Origin of the sequence: Arthrobacter sp. WCS2018Hpa-7 (assembly GCF_031843805.1) — a bacterium.
Taxonomy (GTDB): domain Bacteria; phylum Actinomycetota; class Actinomycetes; order Actinomycetales; family Micrococcaceae; genus Arthrobacter.
The window spans coordinates 82870-99801 of record NZ_JAVTJB010000010.1 but is presented as its reverse complement, the minus strand read 5'-3'; the positions used below and the strand labels follow the sequence as shown (position 1 = coordinate 99801).

Annotated in this window: 23 protein-coding genes; 12 read left to right on the top strand and 11 right to left on the bottom strand. The window is 61.6% G+C overall.

Annotated elements, in window-relative coordinates:
* The first annotated feature begins 91 nt into the window (after positions 1-91).
* Entirely contained in the window at positions 92-1090 is a 999-nt protein-coding gene (locus tag RQH14_RS12860; RefSeq protein ID WP_311213606.1) for an aldo/keto reductase, read from the top strand.
* A 6-nt stretch (positions 1091-1096) separates the two neighbouring features.
* On the opposite strand, the gene RQH14_RS12855 is transcribed toward RQH14_RS12860, so the two are convergent.
* Positions 1097-1765 (bottom strand): NAD(P)H-dependent oxidoreductase, encoded by a 669-nt coding sequence (locus RQH14_RS12855; protein ID WP_311213605.1) that lies wholly within the window; start codon positions 1763-1765, stop codon positions 1097-1099.
* A 122-nt stretch (positions 1766-1887) separates the two neighbouring features.
* Here RQH14_RS12855 and RQH14_RS12850 point away from each other — a divergent pair, with 122 nt between their 5' ends.
* Together RQH14_RS12850 and RQH14_RS12845 are read left to right on the top strand one after the other, a co-directional pair.
* On the top strand, positions 1888-2298 hold the full coding sequence (locus tag RQH14_RS12850; protein WP_311213604.1) for a helix-turn-helix domain-containing protein: 411 nt from the start codon (positions 1888-1890) through the stop codon (positions 2296-2298).
* 43 nt (positions 2299-2341) lie between these two features.
* Positions 2342-3178, top strand: coding sequence for an alpha/beta hydrolase (locus tag RQH14_RS12845; protein ID WP_311213603.1), 837 nt, complete (start codon positions 2342-2344; stop codon positions 3176-3178).
* A 4-nt stretch (positions 3179-3182) separates the two neighbouring features.
* On the opposite strand, the gene RQH14_RS12840 is transcribed toward RQH14_RS12845, so the two are convergent.
* The 7 genes from RQH14_RS12840 to RQH14_RS12810 form a co-directional block, all read right to left on the bottom strand.
* Positions 3183-4706, bottom strand: coding sequence for a CYTH and CHAD domain-containing protein (locus RQH14_RS12840; protein WP_311213602.1), 1524 nt, complete (start codon positions 4704-4706; stop codon positions 3183-3185).
* Positions 4707-4821: 115 nt separating this feature from the next.
* Positions 4822-5316 (bottom strand): SRPBCC family protein, encoded by a 495-nt coding sequence (locus RQH14_RS12835; RefSeq protein WP_311213601.1) that lies wholly within the window; start codon positions 5314-5316, stop codon positions 4822-4824.
* A 114-nt stretch (positions 5317-5430) separates the two neighbouring features.
* Positions 5431-5784 (bottom strand): hypothetical protein, encoded by a 354-nt coding sequence (locus tag RQH14_RS12830; protein ID WP_198318271.1) that lies wholly within the window; start codon positions 5782-5784, stop codon positions 5431-5433.
* 165 nt (positions 5785-5949) lie between these two features.
* A complete protein-coding gene (locus tag RQH14_RS12825) occupies positions 5950-6165 on the bottom strand; it encodes a hypothetical protein (protein ID WP_311213600.1) in 216 nt (71 codons plus the stop codon).
* A gap of 104 nt (positions 6166-6269) precedes the next feature.
* A complete protein-coding gene (locus RQH14_RS12820; protein ID WP_311213599.1) occupies positions 6270-6443 on the bottom strand; it encodes a hypothetical protein in 174 nt (57 codons plus the stop codon).
* An 86-nt stretch (positions 6444-6529) separates the two neighbouring features.
* Positions 6530-6688 (bottom strand): hypothetical protein, encoded by a 159-nt coding sequence (locus RQH14_RS12815; RefSeq protein ID WP_198318272.1) that lies wholly within the window; start codon positions 6686-6688, stop codon positions 6530-6532.
* Between the two features lie 229 nt (positions 6689-6917).
* Positions 6918-7682 carry an IclR family transcriptional regulator gene (locus RQH14_RS12810; RefSeq protein ID WP_311213598.1) on the bottom strand — a complete coding sequence of 255 codons (765 nt, stop codon included), beginning with the start codon at positions 7680-7682 and terminating at the stop codon, positions 6918-6920.
* A gap of 113 nt (positions 7683-7795) precedes the next feature.
* Between RQH14_RS12810 and RQH14_RS12805 the strand changes: the two genes are divergently transcribed.
* The 7 genes from RQH14_RS12805 to RQH14_RS12775 all read left to right on the top strand — a co-directional run bounded on the left by RQH14_RS12805 (position 7796) and on the right by RQH14_RS12775 (position 13187).
* Positions 7796-9175 carry an SLC13 family permease gene (locus RQH14_RS12805; protein ID WP_311213597.1) on the top strand — a complete coding sequence of 460 codons (1380 nt, stop codon included), beginning with the start codon at positions 7796-7798 and terminating at the stop codon, positions 9173-9175.
* 27 nt (positions 9176-9202) lie between these two features.
* Positions 9203-10450, top strand: coding sequence for a CoA transferase (locus RQH14_RS12800; protein WP_311213596.1), 1248 nt, complete (start codon positions 9203-9205; stop codon positions 10448-10450).
* A complete protein-coding gene (locus RQH14_RS12795; protein WP_311213595.1) occupies positions 10447-11289 on the top strand; it encodes an enoyl-CoA hydratase/isomerase family protein in 843 nt (280 codons plus the stop codon). Before RQH14_RS12800 ends, RQH14_RS12795 begins: the two co-directional genes overlap by 4 nt.
* Positions 11290-11354: 65 nt before the next feature.
* Positions 11355-11960, top strand: coding sequence for a dTMP kinase (locus tag RQH14_RS12790; RefSeq protein ID WP_311213594.1), 606 nt, complete (start codon positions 11355-11357; stop codon positions 11958-11960).
* 73 nt (positions 11961-12033) lie between these two features.
* Complete coding sequence (locus tag RQH14_RS12785; RefSeq protein ID WP_311213593.1) at positions 12034-12240, top strand: hypothetical protein; 207 nt, start codon at positions 12034-12036, stop codon at positions 12238-12240.
* On the top strand, positions 12212-12706 hold the full coding sequence (locus RQH14_RS12780) for a hypothetical protein (RefSeq protein WP_311213592.1): 495 nt from the start codon (positions 12212-12214) through the stop codon (positions 12704-12706). The genes RQH14_RS12785 and RQH14_RS12780 overlap by 29 nt, the downstream gene beginning before the upstream one ends.
* 139 nt (positions 12707-12845) lie before the next feature.
* Entirely contained in the window at positions 12846-13187 is a 342-nt protein-coding gene (locus tag RQH14_RS12775) for a hypothetical protein (protein WP_311213591.1), read from the top strand.
* 583 nt (positions 13188-13770) lie between these two features.
* Here the strand turns inward: RQH14_RS12775 and RQH14_RS12770 are convergent.
* Positions 13771-14094, bottom strand: a complete 324-nt coding sequence (locus RQH14_RS12770) for a DUF6355 family natural product biosynthesis protein (protein ID WP_311213590.1) — start codon at positions 14092-14094, stop codon at positions 13771-13773.
* 12 nt (positions 14095-14106) lie between these two features.
* Positions 14107-14463 carry a DUF6355 family natural product biosynthesis protein gene (locus tag RQH14_RS12765; RefSeq protein ID WP_311213589.1) on the bottom strand — a complete coding sequence of 119 codons (357 nt, stop codon included), beginning with the start codon at positions 14461-14463 and terminating at the stop codon, positions 14107-14109.
* Positions 14464-14529: 66 nt separating this feature from the next.
* On the opposite strand from RQH14_RS12765, the gene RQH14_RS12760 reads away from it, so the two are divergent.
* A complete protein-coding gene (locus RQH14_RS12760) occupies positions 14530-14781 on the top strand; it encodes a hypothetical protein (RefSeq protein WP_311213588.1) in 252 nt (83 codons plus the stop codon).
* Positions 14782-15068: 287 nt separating this feature from the next.
* Here RQH14_RS12760 and RQH14_RS12755 read toward each other — a convergent pair whose 3' ends face one another.
* On the bottom strand, positions 15069-15803 hold the full coding sequence (locus RQH14_RS12755) for an NUDIX domain-containing protein (RefSeq protein WP_311213587.1): 735 nt from the start codon (positions 15801-15803) through the stop codon (positions 15069-15071).
* A gap of 104 nt (positions 15804-15907) precedes the next feature.
* Between RQH14_RS12755 and RQH14_RS12750 the strand changes: the two genes are divergently transcribed.
* On the top strand, positions 15908-16924 hold the full coding sequence (locus RQH14_RS12750; RefSeq protein WP_311213586.1) for an SPFH domain-containing protein: 1017 nt from the start codon (positions 15908-15910) through the stop codon (positions 16922-16924).
* The last annotated feature ends 8 nt before the right edge of the window (positions 16925-16932 follow it).

Sequence of the window (16932 nt, the reverse complement as noted above, 5' to 3'; positions counted from 1 at the left end):
AAGTGAGGGGTAATGTCAGGGACTCCCTCAGTCCGGTCTGGCCCCATAACGTCGAAGTAGCAATCAGTCCCAACAGCACAGGAGACCCACTATGGAAAAGCGCACACTTGGCACCGGCGGCCTGGAGGTTTCCGCGATTGGCATGGGATGCATGAGCATGACCGGCGGCTACAGCGAACGGCCGGATCGCGACGAAATGATCTCCCTCATCCGCACAGGCGTGGAGCACGGAGTGACCTTCTTCGATACCGCCGAGATCTACGGCCCCTATGCCAACGAAGAACTCGTCGGCGAAGCATTGGCACCGTTCAAGGATCAGGTGGTCATCGCCACCAAGTTCGGTTGGGACATCGACCCCGCTGAGCGGAAGCCCAGCGGCAAGGTCACCAGCCGTCCCGAGGTCATCAAGGAAGTAGTGGAAGGGTCGCTGCGCCGTCTCGGAGTAGATGCCCTGGACCTCTATTACCAGCACCGCGTTGACCCTGACGTTCCCATCGAGGACGTGGCAGGTGCCGTCAAGGAACTGGTGGCCGCCGGAAAGGTCAAGCACTTCGGCATGTCCGAAGCCGCCGCCGGCACCATCCGTCGTGCCCATGCCGTTCTTCCCGTGGCTGCCGTCCAAAGCGAGTACTCGTTGTGGTGGCGCCGCCCCGAGGAGGATGTCCTGGACGTTTGCGAAGAACTGGGCATTGGATTTGTCCCGTTCAGCCCGCTGGGCAAGGGATTCCTGACCGGCACCATCAACACCTCCACCACCTTCGAATCCGGTAACGACATCCGCAGCACCATCCCGCGGTTCACGCCGGAAGCCATGCAAAACAACCAGGCCGTGGTAGACCTGCTGGCCGGAATCGCTGATCGAAAAGGCGCGACGCCGGGCCAGATCGCCTTGGCCTGGCTGCTGGCGCAGAAGCCGTGGATCGTGCCGATTCCCGGCACGCGGAAACTGCACCGCCTGGAAGAAAACCTGGCCGCGGCCGACGTCGAGCTTTCACCTGCTGAACTGGACGAAATCGAAGCAGCCGCGGCGAAGATCACCGTGGAAGGCGGCCGGTACAACGAGGCCGGCGAGCGGATGACCAACCTGTAGCGGGCATCAGTCCCTGAGTAACTCAAGCGCGCCGAGCTTGCCCGCGAACAGGAGCGCGGCGTCGCCGAGTTCATTCTCGGCAGTACGGCGTGTGCCCTCGACGTCCGCATTGAGGACTGTCGGGGCAAAACGAATGTGCGTGGCATCCTGGATGCCAACAAAGTTCAACCAGTCGGCAAAGTAGGTGCTGCCGAAGTCGGAGCCGAAGGCCGGCGAAACTCCGGGAGAGTAAACTCCGCTGCTGTGAATGGCCAGCGCGTGCTTACCCTTCATGAGTCCGCTGTAGCCCTTCTCGGCGTCGAACCCAAAGCTCCAGCCCGGCTGGGTTACGATGTCGATCCATTGCTTCAGGGCATAAGGAACGCCGGAGTTCCACAGGGGAATGTTGAAAACGTAGGCGTCTGCGGCTGCAAACTGGTCGAAGACTGCGCGGGCTGATTCCCAGGCCGCAATCTGATCCGGAGTCTGGTCCTGTCCGGTGAAGACAGCCATCTTGGCAGCCGCAGCTGTGCGACCGAAAGCCGGCAGCGCGCCGTCGTCGAACACGTTCAAAGTTTCCAGTTCGAACGTCGCCGAAGCCGCAGCCTGAACTGAGTCAATGAAGTGCCGGGCCAACCGCAGAGAATCGCTTGTGGCATAGCGGGGTGAGGCGTTGATGTGGAGGATGGAGGGCATTGTTTCCTTTCAGGCGGGGGACGCTGTGACCCCTCATCGATCCTCACCCGGGTAGTTCACACAGCGTAAGAACGCACTTTGTTGTGCCCAGGGCACCTCGACGTTCCTGCAATGATGAGGTCATGACACTCACGGCTGAACAGAACCGTCGGAAAGCGCAGCATCACTACAACGCTTCCTTGGAACTCTGCCCGGCACGCCAATTGTTGGAAGCCATCAGCAGCAAGTGGGTGACGCTTGTACTGCTCGCCTTGGAGGATGGACCGCAGCGCCACAGTGAGCTGCGGCGACTCATCCCGGGGGCCAGCCAGAAGATGCTCACGTCCACGCTTCGCTCCTTGGAACGCGACGGCCTGATTGACCGGGAGGTCACTGCCTCAGTTCCGGTCCGGACAGACTATGAACTCACGCGCCGAGGCCGGTCGCTCCTCCCCATCATCTTCGACATGAAGGAATGGGCGGAGGACAACATGGACGCGGTGGCTGCGGCCCGTCAACACCACGACAGGGCCGGCGCCGCAGCAGGACAGTAGGCTGGAAACGTTCGTGTTGAACCGCATCGAAGGGACTTGAGTTTTGGCTTACATCACCGTCGGAAACGAAAACAGCACTGAGATTGAGCTTTACTACGAGGATCACGGAACGGGCCAGGCGGTTGTCCTGATCCACGGCTACCCGTTGGACGGTTCGTCCTGGGAGAAGCAGACCGCTGCCTTGCTCGACGCCGGTTACCGCGTCATTACCTACGATCGCCGCGGTTTCGGGAAATCCAGCCAGCCCACTGTGGGCTATGACTACGACACCTTTGCCGCAGACCTCAAGACCGTCCTGGACACGTTGGATCTGAACGACGCCGTCCTGGTGGGCTTCTCCATGGGCACCGGCGAGGTGGCGCGCTACATCAGCACGTATGGCTCCGCCCGGGTCGCCAAAGCCGTCTTCCTCGGTTCGCTGGAACCCTTCCTTTTGAAGACCGATGACAACCCCGACGGCGTGCCGCAGGACGTGTTCGACGGCCTTGCCTCCGCAGTCACAGCAGACCGCTACGCGTTCTTCACCGACTTCTTTAAGAACTTCTACAACAGCGACACCTTCCTGGGCACTGACCGCCTCAGCCAGGAAGCCGTGGACGCCAGCTGGAACCTGGCCAGCAAGTCCGGAGCCTTCGCCTCGGTTGCCGCGCAGCCAACGTGGCTCACGGATTTCCGGGCCGACATCCCCACAATCGACGTGCCGGCCTTGATCGTCCACGGCACGGCTGACAATATCCTGCCCATCGACGTCACCGGACGGCGTTTCAAAGACGCCCTGCCCAGCGCCGAGTACCTGGAAATCGAGGGCGCACCGCACGGTCTGCTCTGGACGCACGGCGCGGAGATCAACGAGGCCCTGCTGGCGTTCCTCCGGAAGTAGACTCCTATTTCTTGAGCCGGAGCTTCAGCGCCTTCTTGCTGTGGCGGAGGTATTCCTTTTCCGTGGCGTCGGCGGCGCTGCGTTCCATGGCGTGCAGCACGCCGTAGGTAAACGCAGCGCTGCTGACTCCCGGGGCTGAGCCCAGTTTGAGCAGCTCTGCACGAGACATCACACTGTCCTGATGGTCGCCCAGGATCGATTGGATTTTGTGGGCCGCGCCCTCCACCTTTGCGGCTCGTTTGCCATGGACACTCTCTACCGCCGCGGCCGCGAAACGCAGCTTCTTGGCGGACTTTCGGACCTCGTGAAACGCGGTGTCGCGTTGAGGCCCGACGGCGGCAGCCTGCGCTGCGTCATGGCGTTTGCCGAGCCGTTTGGCGGCTTTGTTGACGAGCTTCACCGTTGTTTTCCGAGCCGTTTCCTGCCCTTGCGGTGTGACCGGTGGGGCTTCGATCAAGGCCTCGAGTTCGTCCAACAGCCGGAAGTACCGGGGGCTGTTCAGCCGGTTCCTGACAGCTCCCATTGCCGTGTCCGCCCTGACAGCCATGCGCTGATCCAACTCGTCGTGCAGCGGGCCCAGGACAAGGTTCGCCGGCAGTTCATCAAGGTGCTTCCTCATCCGTGCGTGCAGGACCTCCGTGTCCCGGTACCGGCCCAAGGTCTTGGCCAACGATTTCAGCTCGCGCCCAAGTTCCTTCACCGGGGCCGGCTCAAAGAGCTTGCGGTAGGAATGCAGCACCGATCGGATACGGCGGATCACTGACCGCATTTGATGGACCGAGTCATCCCGACCCAACCTCACATGGGCGTCCTGAAGCAGGAGATCGGTTATCTGGTCCTGGAGATACGTGAGTATCGGGACAACTGCCGCACCTTCATCGAAGGAATCCGTGCGGCCGTTTCCTTTGAGATCCGGCCATAAATCACCCACGGCAGTAGCCAGTTTGGATGTTCTGTTACTGGGCTTCGCTCCAGCACCTGAGAGCTGTTCGGCGAGGTTTTCCAGGAGGGCGTCGTCCGTGCCGTCCTGCGCTGCCAATTCGACTTCCCATTCCCGCCACTCCGCCTCGCGGGGCTCACCAACGGACACGTGGGCTCGTACGTAATCGTCGACGAAGTCGGCCAGGCGTTCGCCGCCATGGCCGTACAGCGCGTAGCTGGTGCGTTCTGTGGTGAGTGTGGCCACTGCCGCCACTGCATGGCCGCGCGTATAAGCGAGCACCCGGTCCATGAGTTCCACCGGGACCGTTTCCACGGTGCCCAGCGGTGCGTGAATCTCCGTCCGCTTTCCGGGGCCAAGGGGCAATTTGAGGTGCCAGCCGGCGTCGGGTCCACCGGTCCGGCGCCGCAAGGTTATTCCGCGGGCGGCCAGGGAAAGGTGACGGGTGTCGAAGTAATTGGCCTCCAAGCGGCAACTTGTCGGTTCACCCACCGCGCCCACCCCGTCAATAGTGTGCAGCTCGGGAAGCGGAGTGGACGGGTCGGCGTCGAATTTCCGCTCGGCCTCCACGGTGCTGGACGTTGCCATGGCTGTCAGGACTCCCTTCCGGGTAAGCCGGAGGGCCGGCCCGTGATAGTGGCCGGCCCTCGTTGGAGCTATCTATTGGTGCTGTATCCAGTGTGAGCCAGTCCCAAGCTTCGCGCTAGGGAAGGCTTCCGAACGTCTGGCCCGTGTCATCAACGTCGCCGCCGGATACCGTGCCGCGCCATGCCCCGGTTTCATGCCCCTGGGCTTCAATGAACTTCTTGAACTTGTCCAAGTCGGCACCTACGCGCAGTTCATCGACGTGCAGCGCCGATCCCGCCTTTTCAGCAAGGCTTTCGGGCTCCCAATCGATCGCCACGGTCACGCGGGTGCGGGCGTCTGCAAGTGGTTCGAAGCTGACCGTGCCAGCATTGCGTGGTCCATCGACGCTTGCCCAACTGACAAGCGCGTCCGGGACTTGCTCAATGATCTGGGCGTTGTACTCGCGTTTCACGCCACCGACGTTCGTAGCGAAATGCAGTGCTGTGTCATCGATTTGTTGCACCGACTCCACACCGTTCATGAATTCCGGGAAGGTCTCGAACTGCGTCCACTGGTTGTAGGCGACAGAGACAGGGACATCTACATCGATTGATTTGTTGACCGTAGCCATAGGGTTGCTCCTTCGATCGCGTCTCGGGTGCTCGTGCTGTACTGCTTGTGGCGCGCCAGCCAGCTGGCTGCTTAACCAGTGGCGCGCCTGTCTGGAGCGCGCCAGCCAAAGCTCTTAGCCGGCGTCGAAACTTTCTTCGTCATCGTCGTTGGGCGACTCTTCCTCGGGAAGATCGTTGCCGCTGCCATCCGGCAAACTGTCATCGTTGCCGTCCGGCACGGTGGACTGCTCGGCGTGGGCTTGCTCTTCGGTTCCGCCGAAACGGCCGGCACCGGGCTCGCCCGCACTGTCCGAATCCTCCGGATCCAGGTGGCTGAGGTTCGGCGCGCCGGTGCCTTCGCCGAGGCCGGCCTCCTCGATGTCCTCTTCCACACGGGGCTGCGCCTGGCCTCCGCCGGCTTCCTGCTCTGCCGTAGGAGTGCCGTAGCCTCCCACTTCCTCTTCCGGTGTGGCATTCTGCTTGTCCATGTGACCTGTCCTTTCCCTGAGCGGTGGAACGTGTTAATGGAACACTTCGAACCTATAAGGGTACTTAGTGCCATGTCCATGCCGAGGCCAAAATAATCAGTAATCTTAGCAATTCACTGGCAAACGTTGTATCGTCCGGCCTCGCGTCATGAGCCTCGCGTCATGTCAGGACGGCTGCGGAACCTCACATCCGCCCTGCGGGTCCAGTCCCGTGTAATTCAGGGGGCCGGCAACAATATTCAAGGCTATGGTTGCAAACTGCGAGCACTGCGCAGGTGGGGCGCTGAAATAACCCCGCTGGCCGGCCGCAATTGCGCCGATGACGAGCCAAACTACAACAATCAGCCCGATGATTGAACCGATGCGCATTTTCTTCCCCATCCGTGAAACTTTCCGGAATTAGCGGGCGAACCACCGAGGGTGGCTCGATAAAAGGAAAGCGGCCACGGGCTGGATACTTCCAGCGCGTAGCCGCTCTGACCCGATCAATCCGTGGGATTGGGTTCGGTGGTCAGCCCACGGTTGTCCGTGGTTCCTTCGTCCTTTTCTTCTGCCGGTCCGGGCGGGCTGGCTGACTCGCTGGGGCCAGCGTCGACGGCGTCGTCCGGACTTTCCGACGAGGCGTCACCTACAGGTACCTGCCCGCTGGATTCAGGCATCCCAGGATCCCTGGGAATGGGATTCCCTGGGGTGGTAGTACCATCGCGAACCTGGGTAAAACCGGCAACTTCGTTTGGATCTGTTGTCATACGCGCGACCGTCCACGGCCAAGAACCCAGCCCAGAAGGGCCAGCACCAGGAGGATAATTCCCACCCACAGCAGGAAGCTGAGGGCTTGGTTGAATCCGCCCACGAGGAGCAGGATGATCGCGATTACGCCGGCGATTATTAAAAGTGTGTTCATTGAGCTACGCATCCCTTCAATAAATTGTGTCTATTCAGGAAGGCGTCCGCTGGTACCCCGGTAAGGGGCGCCACCCATGCCAACGGGCACCGATCGAAGAAATAGTTCTCCATATCGCTTTAGTACCCCCTTGGAATCGGTTCAAACGGAACCAATACTCCAAGGAAGCACGTCCACAGCATCATGATAGGCGCGCTTTGAGTTGCGGCGAAGTATTTTGACAGGAAACTTAGTAGCCCTTGGCGGAGAACGCTCCCAGAGCCCTGCTGATCTCACGGGCGGTGCCGGTGGCCGCTTCTCCATATTCCTCGTATTTGGCCGGGACTATCCTGCTGGAGGGTCCCGAGATGGAGATGGATCCGGCCGCCACACCGCCGGGTCCCAGCAGCGGCACGCCGATTGAGGTGATGCCCGTGCTGAGTCCTTGCTCGTTGATGGAGTACCCGCGGGCACGCGTGTCCACGACCATCGCGCGAAGCCGCGCCGGATCCACCACGGTTTGCGGTGTCAGCGCCTCCAGCGGGCCAGCCAGGTAATCGTCAACGAAGGCCTCGTCGGCAGCGGATAAGTAAGCCATTCCCGTGGAGGAGGCGTGCATCGGCAGGCGCGAACCCAGCGGCAGGAAGGCCCTCAGGACGTGCGGGGTGTCGAGACGCTCGATGATCAGCATGTATCCGCGGTCCGGGACTGCCAAGTGGACCGTTTCCGTCGTGTCCAGTTGCAGCGCATTCAATGGGCCCATTGCAGCGTCACGGATCACTGATCCGCTGCTGCCACGGCTCGCCACTGCAAAGGCATGGTTGGTCAGAACCCACTTGCTGGCTTGGACTTCGGACTGCGCCACCCAGCCCAGTTCGGCCAGCGTCCTGAGCATGCGGAGCACGGTGGCCTTGGGCACGTCCACTTCGCGGCTGAGCTCGGACAAACCTGCGGGCTGGTTGTCCGAGACTGCTTCCAGCACCCTGATGGCCGTGACGACGCTTTGCGTGCTCATGCAACCCTCCCGCTTGACCGACTAACTCCAGTGCCCTACATTACAGGCGACTTCCCAAAATGAACCGACGGTTCATCCAGTGAACCGATGAAGTTTGATTGGAGTTCGGGCTTATGGAATTACAAATACTGGCTCTCGCCATCTTTGTAGGCGTCTTCGTCCTGGCCACCCTGCGCAAAGTGCACATTGGAGTGCTCATGTTCGCAGCGGCAGCCGGCGTGGGGGTCTGGATGGCCGGGATGACCATCGAGAAGGTGGTGGCAGGCTTCCCCATCGGAATCCTTGTCCTGCTTGTCGGTGTGACCTACTTCTTTGCGATCGCGCAGGCCAACGGGACCATCGACCGCATCATCGAGATGGCCATTACCAAAGTGGGTGACCGTGCCTTCTTCCTTCCTTTGGCTTTCTTCGCCCTCACCATCGGCATCTCTGCCATGGGCTCACCCTTGGCCGGACTGGTCATGGCACCCATCGGGATGCCCCTGGCCAAGCGGTACGGCATCGATCGCATGCTCATGGGGCTGGCCATCGGCTCGGGCCTCAGCGCCGGAGGGTTCGCTCCCACCAGCCTGTTCGGCATCGTCACCTACGGCACCGCCAGGGCAGCGGGAATCGACCTGGATCCCTTGGTCCTTTTCAGCGTGGCCCTGGGCACCAACGTCTTGATGCTGGGGGCCGCTTATGCGCTCTTCGGCGGGTTCAAGCTGCTCAACACCCGCACGGCTGACGGTTTCGGCACCAACGTGCCGCGCTTCAGCGCAAGCCGCCCGACGCCGTCGCACCCCTTTGAGCGCGAAGGCAACATTGCGCGGGGCAAGCAAGCCGCCGAACAGGCCGTCCAGGTCCTGGACGAGCCGGCCCCTGAGCCGCAGCCTTCGCGCCTGAACCGCAACCAAATCATCACCGTGCTTTGCATGGCCGGACTGGTTGTCACCGTCATCCTCATGTCCGTCCTCGGCGCCAACCCGGACATCGGCGTCCTGTGCTTCGCGTTCGCCTCGGTCCTCACGCTCTGCGACCCACAATCGGGCAAATCTGCCGTAGCCAAAATCGACTGGTCAACCGTCCTGCTGGTGGGCGGGATCATCACGTTCGTCGGAGTGCTTCAGACTATGGGAGCCGTCGCGTTGCTCGGCGAAGCAGCCGGCGCCGTCGGGACGCCGTTGCTGGCCGCGCTGGTGATCTGCGCTATCGGCGCCCTCATTTCCGCTTTCGCCTCCACCACCGGGATGCTCGCCGCACTGGTTCCACTGGCACTTCCGTTGGTGGCCTCCGGGGACGTCGCCGGATGGGCGGTCATTGCCGCACTTGGCGTGTGCTCGTCGATTGTTGACGTCTCGCCTTTCTCCACCGTCGGCGCCACATTCGTGGCAACCGTCGACGCCGATGAGCGTCCGCGCATCACCAGGTTCCTCACCCGTTGGGGTTTGTCCATGGTGGTGGCCGGGCCGCTCTTGCTGGTGGGCGCCCTGGTGCTGCCATCCAGCCTCTAAACCACTCATAAAGTTAGGACAGCAATCATGCTCAAACCACTCCGCGGAATCACCGTGATCGACCTCAGCCGGGCCCTCGCCGGCCCCTATTGCACCGCACTTCTTGCCGACATGGGCGCCCGGATCATCAAGGTCGAAAGCGTCAATGGTGGTGACACAGCCCGCCAATGGCCGCCGTTCCAGGACGGTCACAGCCTCTACTTCGACTCCGTCAACCGCAATAAGGCCTCCGTGTGCCTGGACTTCTATTCAGCTGAGGGACGTGAAATCCTCTCCGGATTGATCGCCGACGCGGATGTCCTGGTGGAAAACTTCAAGCCCGGCACGCTCGAGAAAATGGGCTTCACAGCAGCCCGGCTTGAAGAGCTGAACCCGGGGCTCGTGGTTGGATCCGTCACCGGCTTCGGCAACGCCGGCCCGCTCAAGGACGACGCGGGCCTGGACCAGGTCATCCAGGGAATGTCCGGGCTGATGTCCGTCACGGGTCCAGGCCCCGGTTCCGGCCCCGGCGAGGCCTTCCGCGTCGGCATACCGATCGTCGACATCACCTCCGGGATGGTCTGCGCTTTCGGAATAGTGTCAGCACTCCTGGGGTCCCGGAACGGCGAGCGCCCCGGCCGCGTGTCCACCTCCTTGCTGGAGACGGCCCTGAACCTGTCCGCATTCCAAGGACAGAAGGCGCTCAGCCTCGGTGAAGCACCCACGCCGCAGGGCAACAACCACCCGGTCATCGCCCCCTATGGCATGTTCGCCACGGCCACGGAATCCATCAATATCGCCGTGGGCAGCGACAAACAATGGCGCGCGTTCTGCGGACTGATCGGGATGCCCACCGCCGTGGAGGACCCCCGTTTCATCACCGGCGCGGACCGCTCGGCCAACAGGGATCAGCTGACGGAGCTTATCGAAAATGCCCTGTCCTCGAAGCCCGCCGCCGAGTGGGTTCCGCTGATCAGCGAGGCCGGGATCCCGTGCGGCCCCATCTACAACTACACCCAAGCACTGGCCTCGGACCAGGTTGCCGCCCTGGGGCTCGTCCAGCACAGCAGGCGACGTGATGGGTCCGCACTCCCCCTGCTCCGCGGCCCGCTCAGCTTGGACGGGGAGGCCAGCGAAATCCTGGCTCCCCCGCCGCTGCTCGGCGAACACACCGCCCAAATACTGATGGAGCGTGGAATGACGCACGACGACGTCACCCGGCTGGAGCGCGAGGGTCGCCTCGTTTGCGTGCCGGCTTCCGCCCTGGTTCCGGAAACGATGGGAGCACAGCGATGACCCTGGTATCCGCAGCAGAGACTGCCCGTCCCGAGGCCTCCCGCGCAGGCCACATTTCCGTGTCCATCGCTGACGGCGTGGCAACGGTTGAAATCTGCAACCTTGCCCAGAGGAATGCGCTGACCCGGGCCATGTGCCTGGAGATCCAGGAATTGACGCCTCAGCTGGACGCCGATCCTGACGTTGCAGTAGTGGTGCTGCGCGGCGCCGGGAACACGTTCTGCGCCGGGGCCGCCATCAGCGAACTGGCGTCCGTCCTCATCGATCCCCAAGCGGACGGCTCCACCGTGGACCACCTCAGCGCCGCTGATTCTGCCATCGCGTCCCTTTCCAAACCCACGGTGGCGCTGGTAGAAGGCGCCTGCATGGGCGGCGGCTGGCAGATTGCCTCCGCTTGCGACTTCATCATCGCCAACGAACGGGCCGTCATCGGGCTGACCCCGGCCAAGATCGGCATCATCTACCCGAGGCCTGGTATCGAACGGCTTATCCGGCAGGTGGGTCAGGCTAACGCCAAGTACATCCTCCTCACCGGACAGACCTTCAGCGCCCCTGAAGCCCGCGCGCTCGGCCTGGTGGCCGACGTCGTGCCTTCCGAATCCTTTGAAGAGAAGTGCGCAGCGCTGGTGAGTACGCTCCGGAGCCGTTCGCGGTTCTCCATGCAGTCGATGAAGCGGCTGATGGACTTGACGGACGCCTCCGGTTCCGGCCCGGCGGTCATTGACCAGGAGTGGGCTAAGGCGTGGTCGGCCATGCCGGACAGCCCAGATATGGAGATCGGCATCAACGCGTTCCTGAACCGCGAGCAGCCCACCTTCACATGGCGGCCTGTGGGCTGACTCACGCCGCATCACGGCACAAGACGGCGCCTCCCTTCGTTGGTAAGGAAACGAGGGGAGGCCTCATGTTCATTGTTCTGACAGGAATTGACGGTTCAGGAAAAACGACGGCGGCCCGCGCCTTGGTTGAATCGGCCCGTGCTGAGGGGCGGAATGCGCTGCTGCTCAGCAACCATGCTGCCCGCCGGCGGTTGTCGCTGTTGTCCGAGCGGTTTGGCTGGAAACTGCCACCGCGGCTGGCCGACGTCATTGAAACGGGCATCAGGTTGTTCAACGTGCTTCTCAACCATGCCCGCGCCCAAAAGTTCGACGGCCTGGTGGTCATGGACCGCCACCTGCACTGCCAGCTTGCACTGCGCCAAGCCAACGGCTTAGGCCGCGGCCGGCTGCTTCCATGGTTGCTGGGAAAGCTCCCAGCGCCGGACCTCTCCGTCCATTTCGACGTCGACCCCCGCACCGCGCACCAACGTGTCACGGCACGCGGGACCGACAACGAGACACTGGCTGATTTGCAGGCTTTCCGCACCGCATACCGCTCGCTGCCCGAGTTCGACGACTTTGTGGTGGTGGATGCCGGAGGGAGTCCGGAGCAGGTGCTGGCCCAGCTGAACCGGGTGATCGCTGCGGGCGGGGAAGCGGCCGTCCCCCGCCCTCATCAGGCGACGGTTTGACTTGCTCCCTGCCGCACGACGGGTAGGCTCGCCCCATGCTCGCACGGGGCAAATATTCTTGGGGGGGGAATTCATGAGTGTCAAAACCAGACGCAGCCTGCTGATCTTCGTGTTCGGATTTGGGACGTACGCACTATTGGTGCGGCCACTGGGCTTTGTCTATGCGATGCTGATCGGCTTTGTTGTTGTTGCGGTGGTTCTGTCCGTAGATCAGTTGGTGCAATCGAAACGCGAAAATAGGACGGGAACCCGTGACTCGCAAGACCCTGAGCGGCGATAGGGCAACATTAGTGATTTCAGAGGCCCGGATCAGTCGCGGCTCCCAGAAGGTCATCGCAAGTGTGGTGGGCCTGCTCTGCTTCTTCATCATTGCAACGGCCATTCCCAGCGGAGTCCTGCTGATCAGCGCAGTGCTGGTTGCGGTCATCGCGCTCCTAACAGTTTCGGTACTCCGAATAAGCGTGACCATTGAAGCGACAGGCCAGAACTTGGTGGTCAGATGCCGGCCGTTCTACTCAAGGACCATCACGCTGGAGGACATCATTGATGCCTCCCCGGCGCCGTCCAGTTCCATGACAGAAGGCTTCGGCGTCCGGTACTTGGGCCAGCGAACGTGGGGACTGTTGGTCGGCGGTCCGACCATCGTCCTGGAGACACCCCAGCGCACGTGGCTGATCTCAACGCCGGACCCCGAGGCCGCAGCCACGGCGGTCCTGGCCCATGTTGGCAAAATGAGGGACAGATAACGGCGGTGGATTCCATCGCCGTCGCAAATAAGTGCTTCACCATCCTTGGGGGAAATAAATGGCACGTTTCTGGAAGCTTTGCTGCGCAATGGTCATTCTGTTTGCTTTGTCCTCCTGCGCGCGTCCAAGCATCGAGGAAATGGGGCGAAGCGCCATCCGGGAACGCGCTGCAGAGGGTATGGAATGGTTCACCCAATTCACCGCCCAAGTAGATACATCCGACCGGGATCAGGTGCGCTCACGGTTGCAGGGAGCCAGTGCTCCATACTCGTTCGGCTGGGACCCCGACGGTAACTTCTTCGCCGACCGGTACTACCGCGAACATCTCACCACCAGTGGTGGCTGGTGGGCGGAGCAGCGGACTGTCAACGCATGCGTCAGATTCACGGCGAATGCCGGGGGCCCCGTCATGGCTTCGGTCGCCTGTCCGGACGAGCCCCCATTCACAGATCGGGTCGACGAACACGTCACCATTCCTTGAACGGATGGGCCGGCATGTTCCGGTAAAGGTTCCCCCTGGGGCGCTGCGATGCCCTTTGGAACACCGGCTTACGGGCACTTGAGCGGACCCTCCACGATGAAAACGAAGCAGGTTGCGAAAAGATTTTGGGGCCGGGTGTAATTACTCGTTCTTATCTGGAAACAACATGTGTGAGCAGGCTGATCTGCTGGCTCGTCCAAGGGGGAAGGAACCCAGCCATGAAGTACCGCCGATTCTACCGTCTAACGTCATTTTCAAGTTTCTCACGCACGTTCAGGGAGCTGCCACCGGACACCGGAAGTGTGCACACCGGCAGACGGTGCCCAGGCAAAAGCCAGCCCGTCAAACCACCGGATTTCTAAGGAGCTGAGGGCCTATCAATGGTACGAAGCCTGTCAGAGTGTCCCACTGGAATAGTGGACCGGTGGGACACTCATCCACTGGCGCCAAAGCAAATCCGCGAGCGATGGGCAGCTTTGTGGCGATGAAGCCATCAAATTTTCACTTAGACGTAAATTAATACTATCGACCGCAAAGTGAGCAGAAGAAATCGCCTTACATTAAATCGGCGGATTTGTATTGGTCAACAACCGCCGATGTAATACGCAAAGTTGAGGCCACCCAAGTTCGGATTCGCATAGAGGCGAGTCTCCCCAGGGGTCACGCACAGGTCGCGTTCGGCGTAGTAATACTGGACTCTGATCTTGACGTTACCAGGACCGCAGTGGTTATAGATCGCTTGTTCCCAGGGCGCAACGCTGCCGCCGATGTTCGAAGTTACAACACCTTGAAAACCACACACGGCTGCAGATGCCGGCGCGGCGGTGACTACCAGACCGGTGAGGACCAGCACTCCCCCAGTCGTTATCGCAGCGCAAATGCGCCTCAAACCATTGAAGTTGCTCATGAAACCCGTCCTTTAGCAGAGACCGACGTAGTAGGCGCCAGTGATTCTGTCACCCTGGTTCACGAATCCCAGCCAACTATCACCTGGAGGCACGCATAGAAAGCGGTTGCCGTTGGGTGATTCGGTGACGATCTTTACGTTTGTGGGACCGCAGTGACCGTAGACAGACACGACTTTTTGGCCGCCAAAGGGATCTAGGGTTTGACCGAGCAGGCTCAGACTAAGGATGGAATTGTAGGAGCGGACTTCTTGCGAGTAACCACATACAGAGGCCTTCGCCTCTTCCGGCGCCACTAGCGAGGTCCCGGCGATACCACCGGCAACAAGAAGCCCTGCGGACAGGATTCCAGCAATTTTTCGAGCTTTCATACAATTCTCCCCATTTTGTTTACAAACCTGTCAAATTAGGTTTGATCAACACGATAGAATATATCCATGGATACTTCAACTGGATCACAGATGACCCGCCAGGGCCGCAGGCAGAAAGTACTTGGGCTGGCGTTTTGCGTGTCGATGGTGGGCCTATTGGCTTCGATCTTCCTTACCGGCCGGAACCCGCTTTTTCCTGGGCTGTCAGGTCCGCTGCTGGTGCTGTTCTTCTTCCTGGCCGCAGCAGGCAGTGTCATCGGGCTAGCCGTTATCAGATTGCGACGAACCGCGAAGGAAATCTCAAACACGGATAAGTGAGGAGTCGTCGCTCCTGCGGCAGCTGGCCTTCGGCTACGGACGCCCTCTTAAGTCTTCAGAAGCTGACTTTAGTGAATGGCAGGCGACGTCAGCACTGCGAATTTATGCACATAGAGGGTGGCCCAACGACGCAAGAAGTGTCCGATTAAGGATTCCTTTACGGGACAACCGTGGTCTTAGCTGACTCCGCTGGTGCTGGCACTCAACAAGCTCGCTGTTGCGTGAAGGTTCGTTCTCGCTGGCTCTAAAACATCCTGAATCCGCCCCCAACCAAAGGGCCACCCGCTTTAATCCCTCGGCCGCATCAGCGGCGGGTTCAGCACCGCACGGGCCGGGTGCCCCGGCGTCGGGCGTGCTTCCGGGGCGAGTCTGAAGAGCGCGGCCGGCCGGCCGGCGTCGCCCGCTGTCATTCGCCCGGTGTCCTCAAGGAAGCCGGGCGTCCCGGTCGCTTTTCGGTGGAAGTTCCGTGGGTCCAGCCGCGTTCCCCATACAGCCTCGTAAACGGCCCGGAGCTGCGCGATCGTAAATTCCTCCCCGCAGAAGGCAGCACCCAACGGCGAGTATTCGAGTTTCGACTTGGCCCGCTCCAAGGCGCCGTCGAGGATGCGCGCATGGTCGAAGGCCAGCTCGAGCGTCCCATCCAGGACCTCCCGCACCGGGTACCAGGCAGCCTGTTCGGCGTCGCTTCCCGCCGACAACACCGGAAAGTCGGGCGCGAGCAGCAGGTGCGCGACGGTGAGGACGTCGCCGCGGGGGTCGCGCCCCTTGGGGCCATAACTCCCCAGTTGCTCCAGATGCCCGGGAAGATGCTCGACGCCGGTCTCCTCCGCCAGTTCCCGTCCCGCCGCTTCGAGCAGGTCCTCGCCCGCCAGAACGAAGCCACCCGGGAGGGCCAGCTTTCCTTGATAGGGCTCGATGAGTCGGGTAATGAGCAGGACATTCAGCTCACCGTTGCGCACAGTAAGGGCGACGACGTCGACCGTCACCGGGAAGCGATCGGGGGCGAAAGGGGATGCAGGCATGTATCAAGCATAGGAAGTTATCGTCATGTTGACAATAAAGCAGAGCACGCCCTAGTGTGTAGTTATCGTCAGGTTGACGACAATAAAGCGAAAGCGAGAACATCATGGCCACCATCAAGCGCTACCCTTGGCTCAGCCACTTTCTTGGCAGCCCCACCGGCTACGTCGTCCACCTGCAAAAAGGCGCCGTCAAGCACCAAGGAGTGGGCCAAGCCTTCTTCTTCCGCCCGGCGAACTCTGTGTTGAGCGAGGTTCCCGTGGACGATCAGGAACTGCCCACCCTCTTCCACGCAATCACCCGCGACCACCAGGACGTCAGCGTTCAGGCCAACGTGACCTACCGCTTCATTGACCCTGTGGCCGTCTCCACCCGGCTCGACTTCGGACTGCAAACCGCAGGCAAGGCGCCGGCCACCGGACGCGAGCAGGTCTCCACGATCATCGGTCAGCTGTGCCAGAGTCACGCGATCGACCAGATCGCCACCACCACCCTCGCCGAGGCACTCGAACGCGGAGTCAGCCAGCTCCGCTTGGTCCTCACTGAGGCCCTGCGGGCAGATGCCAGGCTGCAATCCACCGGCATCGAAATCCTCGGCGTCCAGGTGCTGGCAGTCCGCCCCGAGGCCGACGTCGAACGCGCCCTGCAGACTCCCGTTCGTGAGCAACTCCAAGCCGAAGCGGACCGCGCTGTGTACGAGAGGCGGGCAGTCGCCGTCGAGCGTGAACGCACTATCTCTGAGAACGAGATGGCCAGCCAAATCGAACTGGCCGTACGGCGGGAAAACCTGGTGGCCCAGGAAGGCGCGAACGCCCGCCGGGCAGCAGAAGAGAAGGCCGCCGCCGGCTTGATTGAGGCTCAGGGCTCCGCTGAACGGCAAGGTATTGGCGCCGCAGCCGAGGCGAACCAGATTCGCCTTGTTGGTGAAGCAGCCGCCGCCCGCGAGGCCGCCACCATGGAGGTCTACCGCAATATGGAACAGGCCACGCTTTTGGCACTGGCCTTGAAGGACGCCGCCGGAAGCCTGCCGAACATCGGGAACCTCACCATCACTCCGGACCTGCTCAGCGGAGCACTTGCCGGACTGTTCAAGGAACCCGCCACAACTGAGCTCACCAAGTAAGGACCCAT

Excerpts from the sequence above, each read along its gene's own strand:
- RQH14_RS12755 (WP_311213587.1), bottom strand. The coding sequence starts at position 15,803 with ATGCCTGCATCCCCTTTCGCCCCCGATCGCTTCCCGGTGACGGTCGAC.
- RQH14_RS12770 (WP_311213590.1), bottom strand. The coding sequence starts at position 14,094 with ATGAGCAACTTCAATGGTTTGAGGCGCATTTGCGCTGCGATAACGACT.
- RQH14_RS12815 (WP_198318272.1), bottom strand. The coding sequence starts at position 6,688 with ATGAACACACTTTTAATAATCGCCGGCGTAATCGCGATCATCCTGCTC.
- RQH14_RS12800 (WP_311213596.1), top strand. The coding sequence starts at position 9,203 with ATGCTCAAACCACTCCGCGGAATCACCGTGATCGACCTCAGCCGGGCC.
- RQH14_RS12835 (WP_311213601.1), bottom strand. The coding sequence starts at position 5,316 with ATGGCTACGGTCAACAAATCAATCGATGTAGATGTCCCTGTCTCTGTC.
- RQH14_RS12830 (WP_198318271.1), bottom strand. The coding sequence starts at position 5,784 with ATGGACAAGCAGAATGCCACACCGGAAGAGGAAGTGGGAGGCTACGGC.
- RQH14_RS12765 (WP_311213589.1), bottom strand. The coding sequence starts at position 14,463 with ATGAAAGCTCGAAAAATTGCTGGAATCCTGTCCGCAGGGCTTCTTGTT.
- RQH14_RS12760 (WP_311213588.1), top strand. The coding sequence starts at position 14,530 with ATGGATACTTCAACTGGATCACAGATGACCCGCCAGGGCCGCAGGCAG.
- RQH14_RS12860 (WP_311213606.1), top strand. The coding sequence starts at position 92 with ATGGAAAAGCGCACACTTGGCACCGGCGGCCTGGAGGTTTCCGCGATT.
- RQH14_RS12810 (WP_311213598.1), bottom strand. The coding sequence starts at position 7,682 with ATGAGCACGCAAAGCGTCGTCACGGCCATCAGGGTGCTGGAAGCAGTC.
- RQH14_RS12855 (WP_311213605.1), bottom strand. The coding sequence starts at position 1,765 with ATGCCCTCCATCCTCCACATCAACGCCTCACCCCGCTATGCCACAAGC.
- RQH14_RS12750 (WP_311213586.1), top strand. The coding sequence starts at position 15,908 with ATGGCCACCATCAAGCGCTACCCTTGGCTCAGCCACTTTCTTGGCAGC.
- RQH14_RS12825 (WP_311213600.1), bottom strand. The coding sequence starts at position 6,165 with ATGGGGAAGAAAATGCGCATCGGTTCAATCATCGGGCTGATTGTTGTA.
- RQH14_RS12775 (WP_311213591.1), top strand. The coding sequence starts at position 12,846 with ATGGGGCGAAGCGCCATCCGGGAACGCGCTGCAGAGGGTATGGAATGG.
- RQH14_RS12840 (WP_311213602.1), bottom strand. The coding sequence starts at position 4,706 with ATGGCAACGTCCAGCACCGTGGAGGCCGAGCGGAAATTCGACGCCGAC.
- RQH14_RS12785 (WP_311213593.1), top strand. The coding sequence starts at position 12,034 with ATGAGTGTCAAAACCAGACGCAGCCTGCTGATCTTCGTGTTCGGATTT.
- RQH14_RS12820 (WP_311213599.1), bottom strand. The coding sequence starts at position 6,443 with ATGCCTGAATCCAGCGGGCAGGTACCTGTAGGTGACGCCTCGTCGGAA.
- RQH14_RS12790 (WP_311213594.1), top strand. The coding sequence starts at position 11,355 with ATGTTCATTGTTCTGACAGGAATTGACGGTTCAGGAAAAACGACGGCG.
- RQH14_RS12805 (WP_311213597.1), top strand. The coding sequence starts at position 7,796 with ATGGAATTACAAATACTGGCTCTCGCCATCTTTGTAGGCGTCTTCGTC.
- RQH14_RS12795 (WP_311213595.1), top strand. The coding sequence starts at position 10,447 with ATGACCCTGGTATCCGCAGCAGAGACTGCCCGTCCCGAGGCCTCCCGC.
- RQH14_RS12850 (WP_311213604.1), top strand. The coding sequence starts at position 1,888 with ATGACACTCACGGCTGAACAGAACCGTCGGAAAGCGCAGCATCACTAC.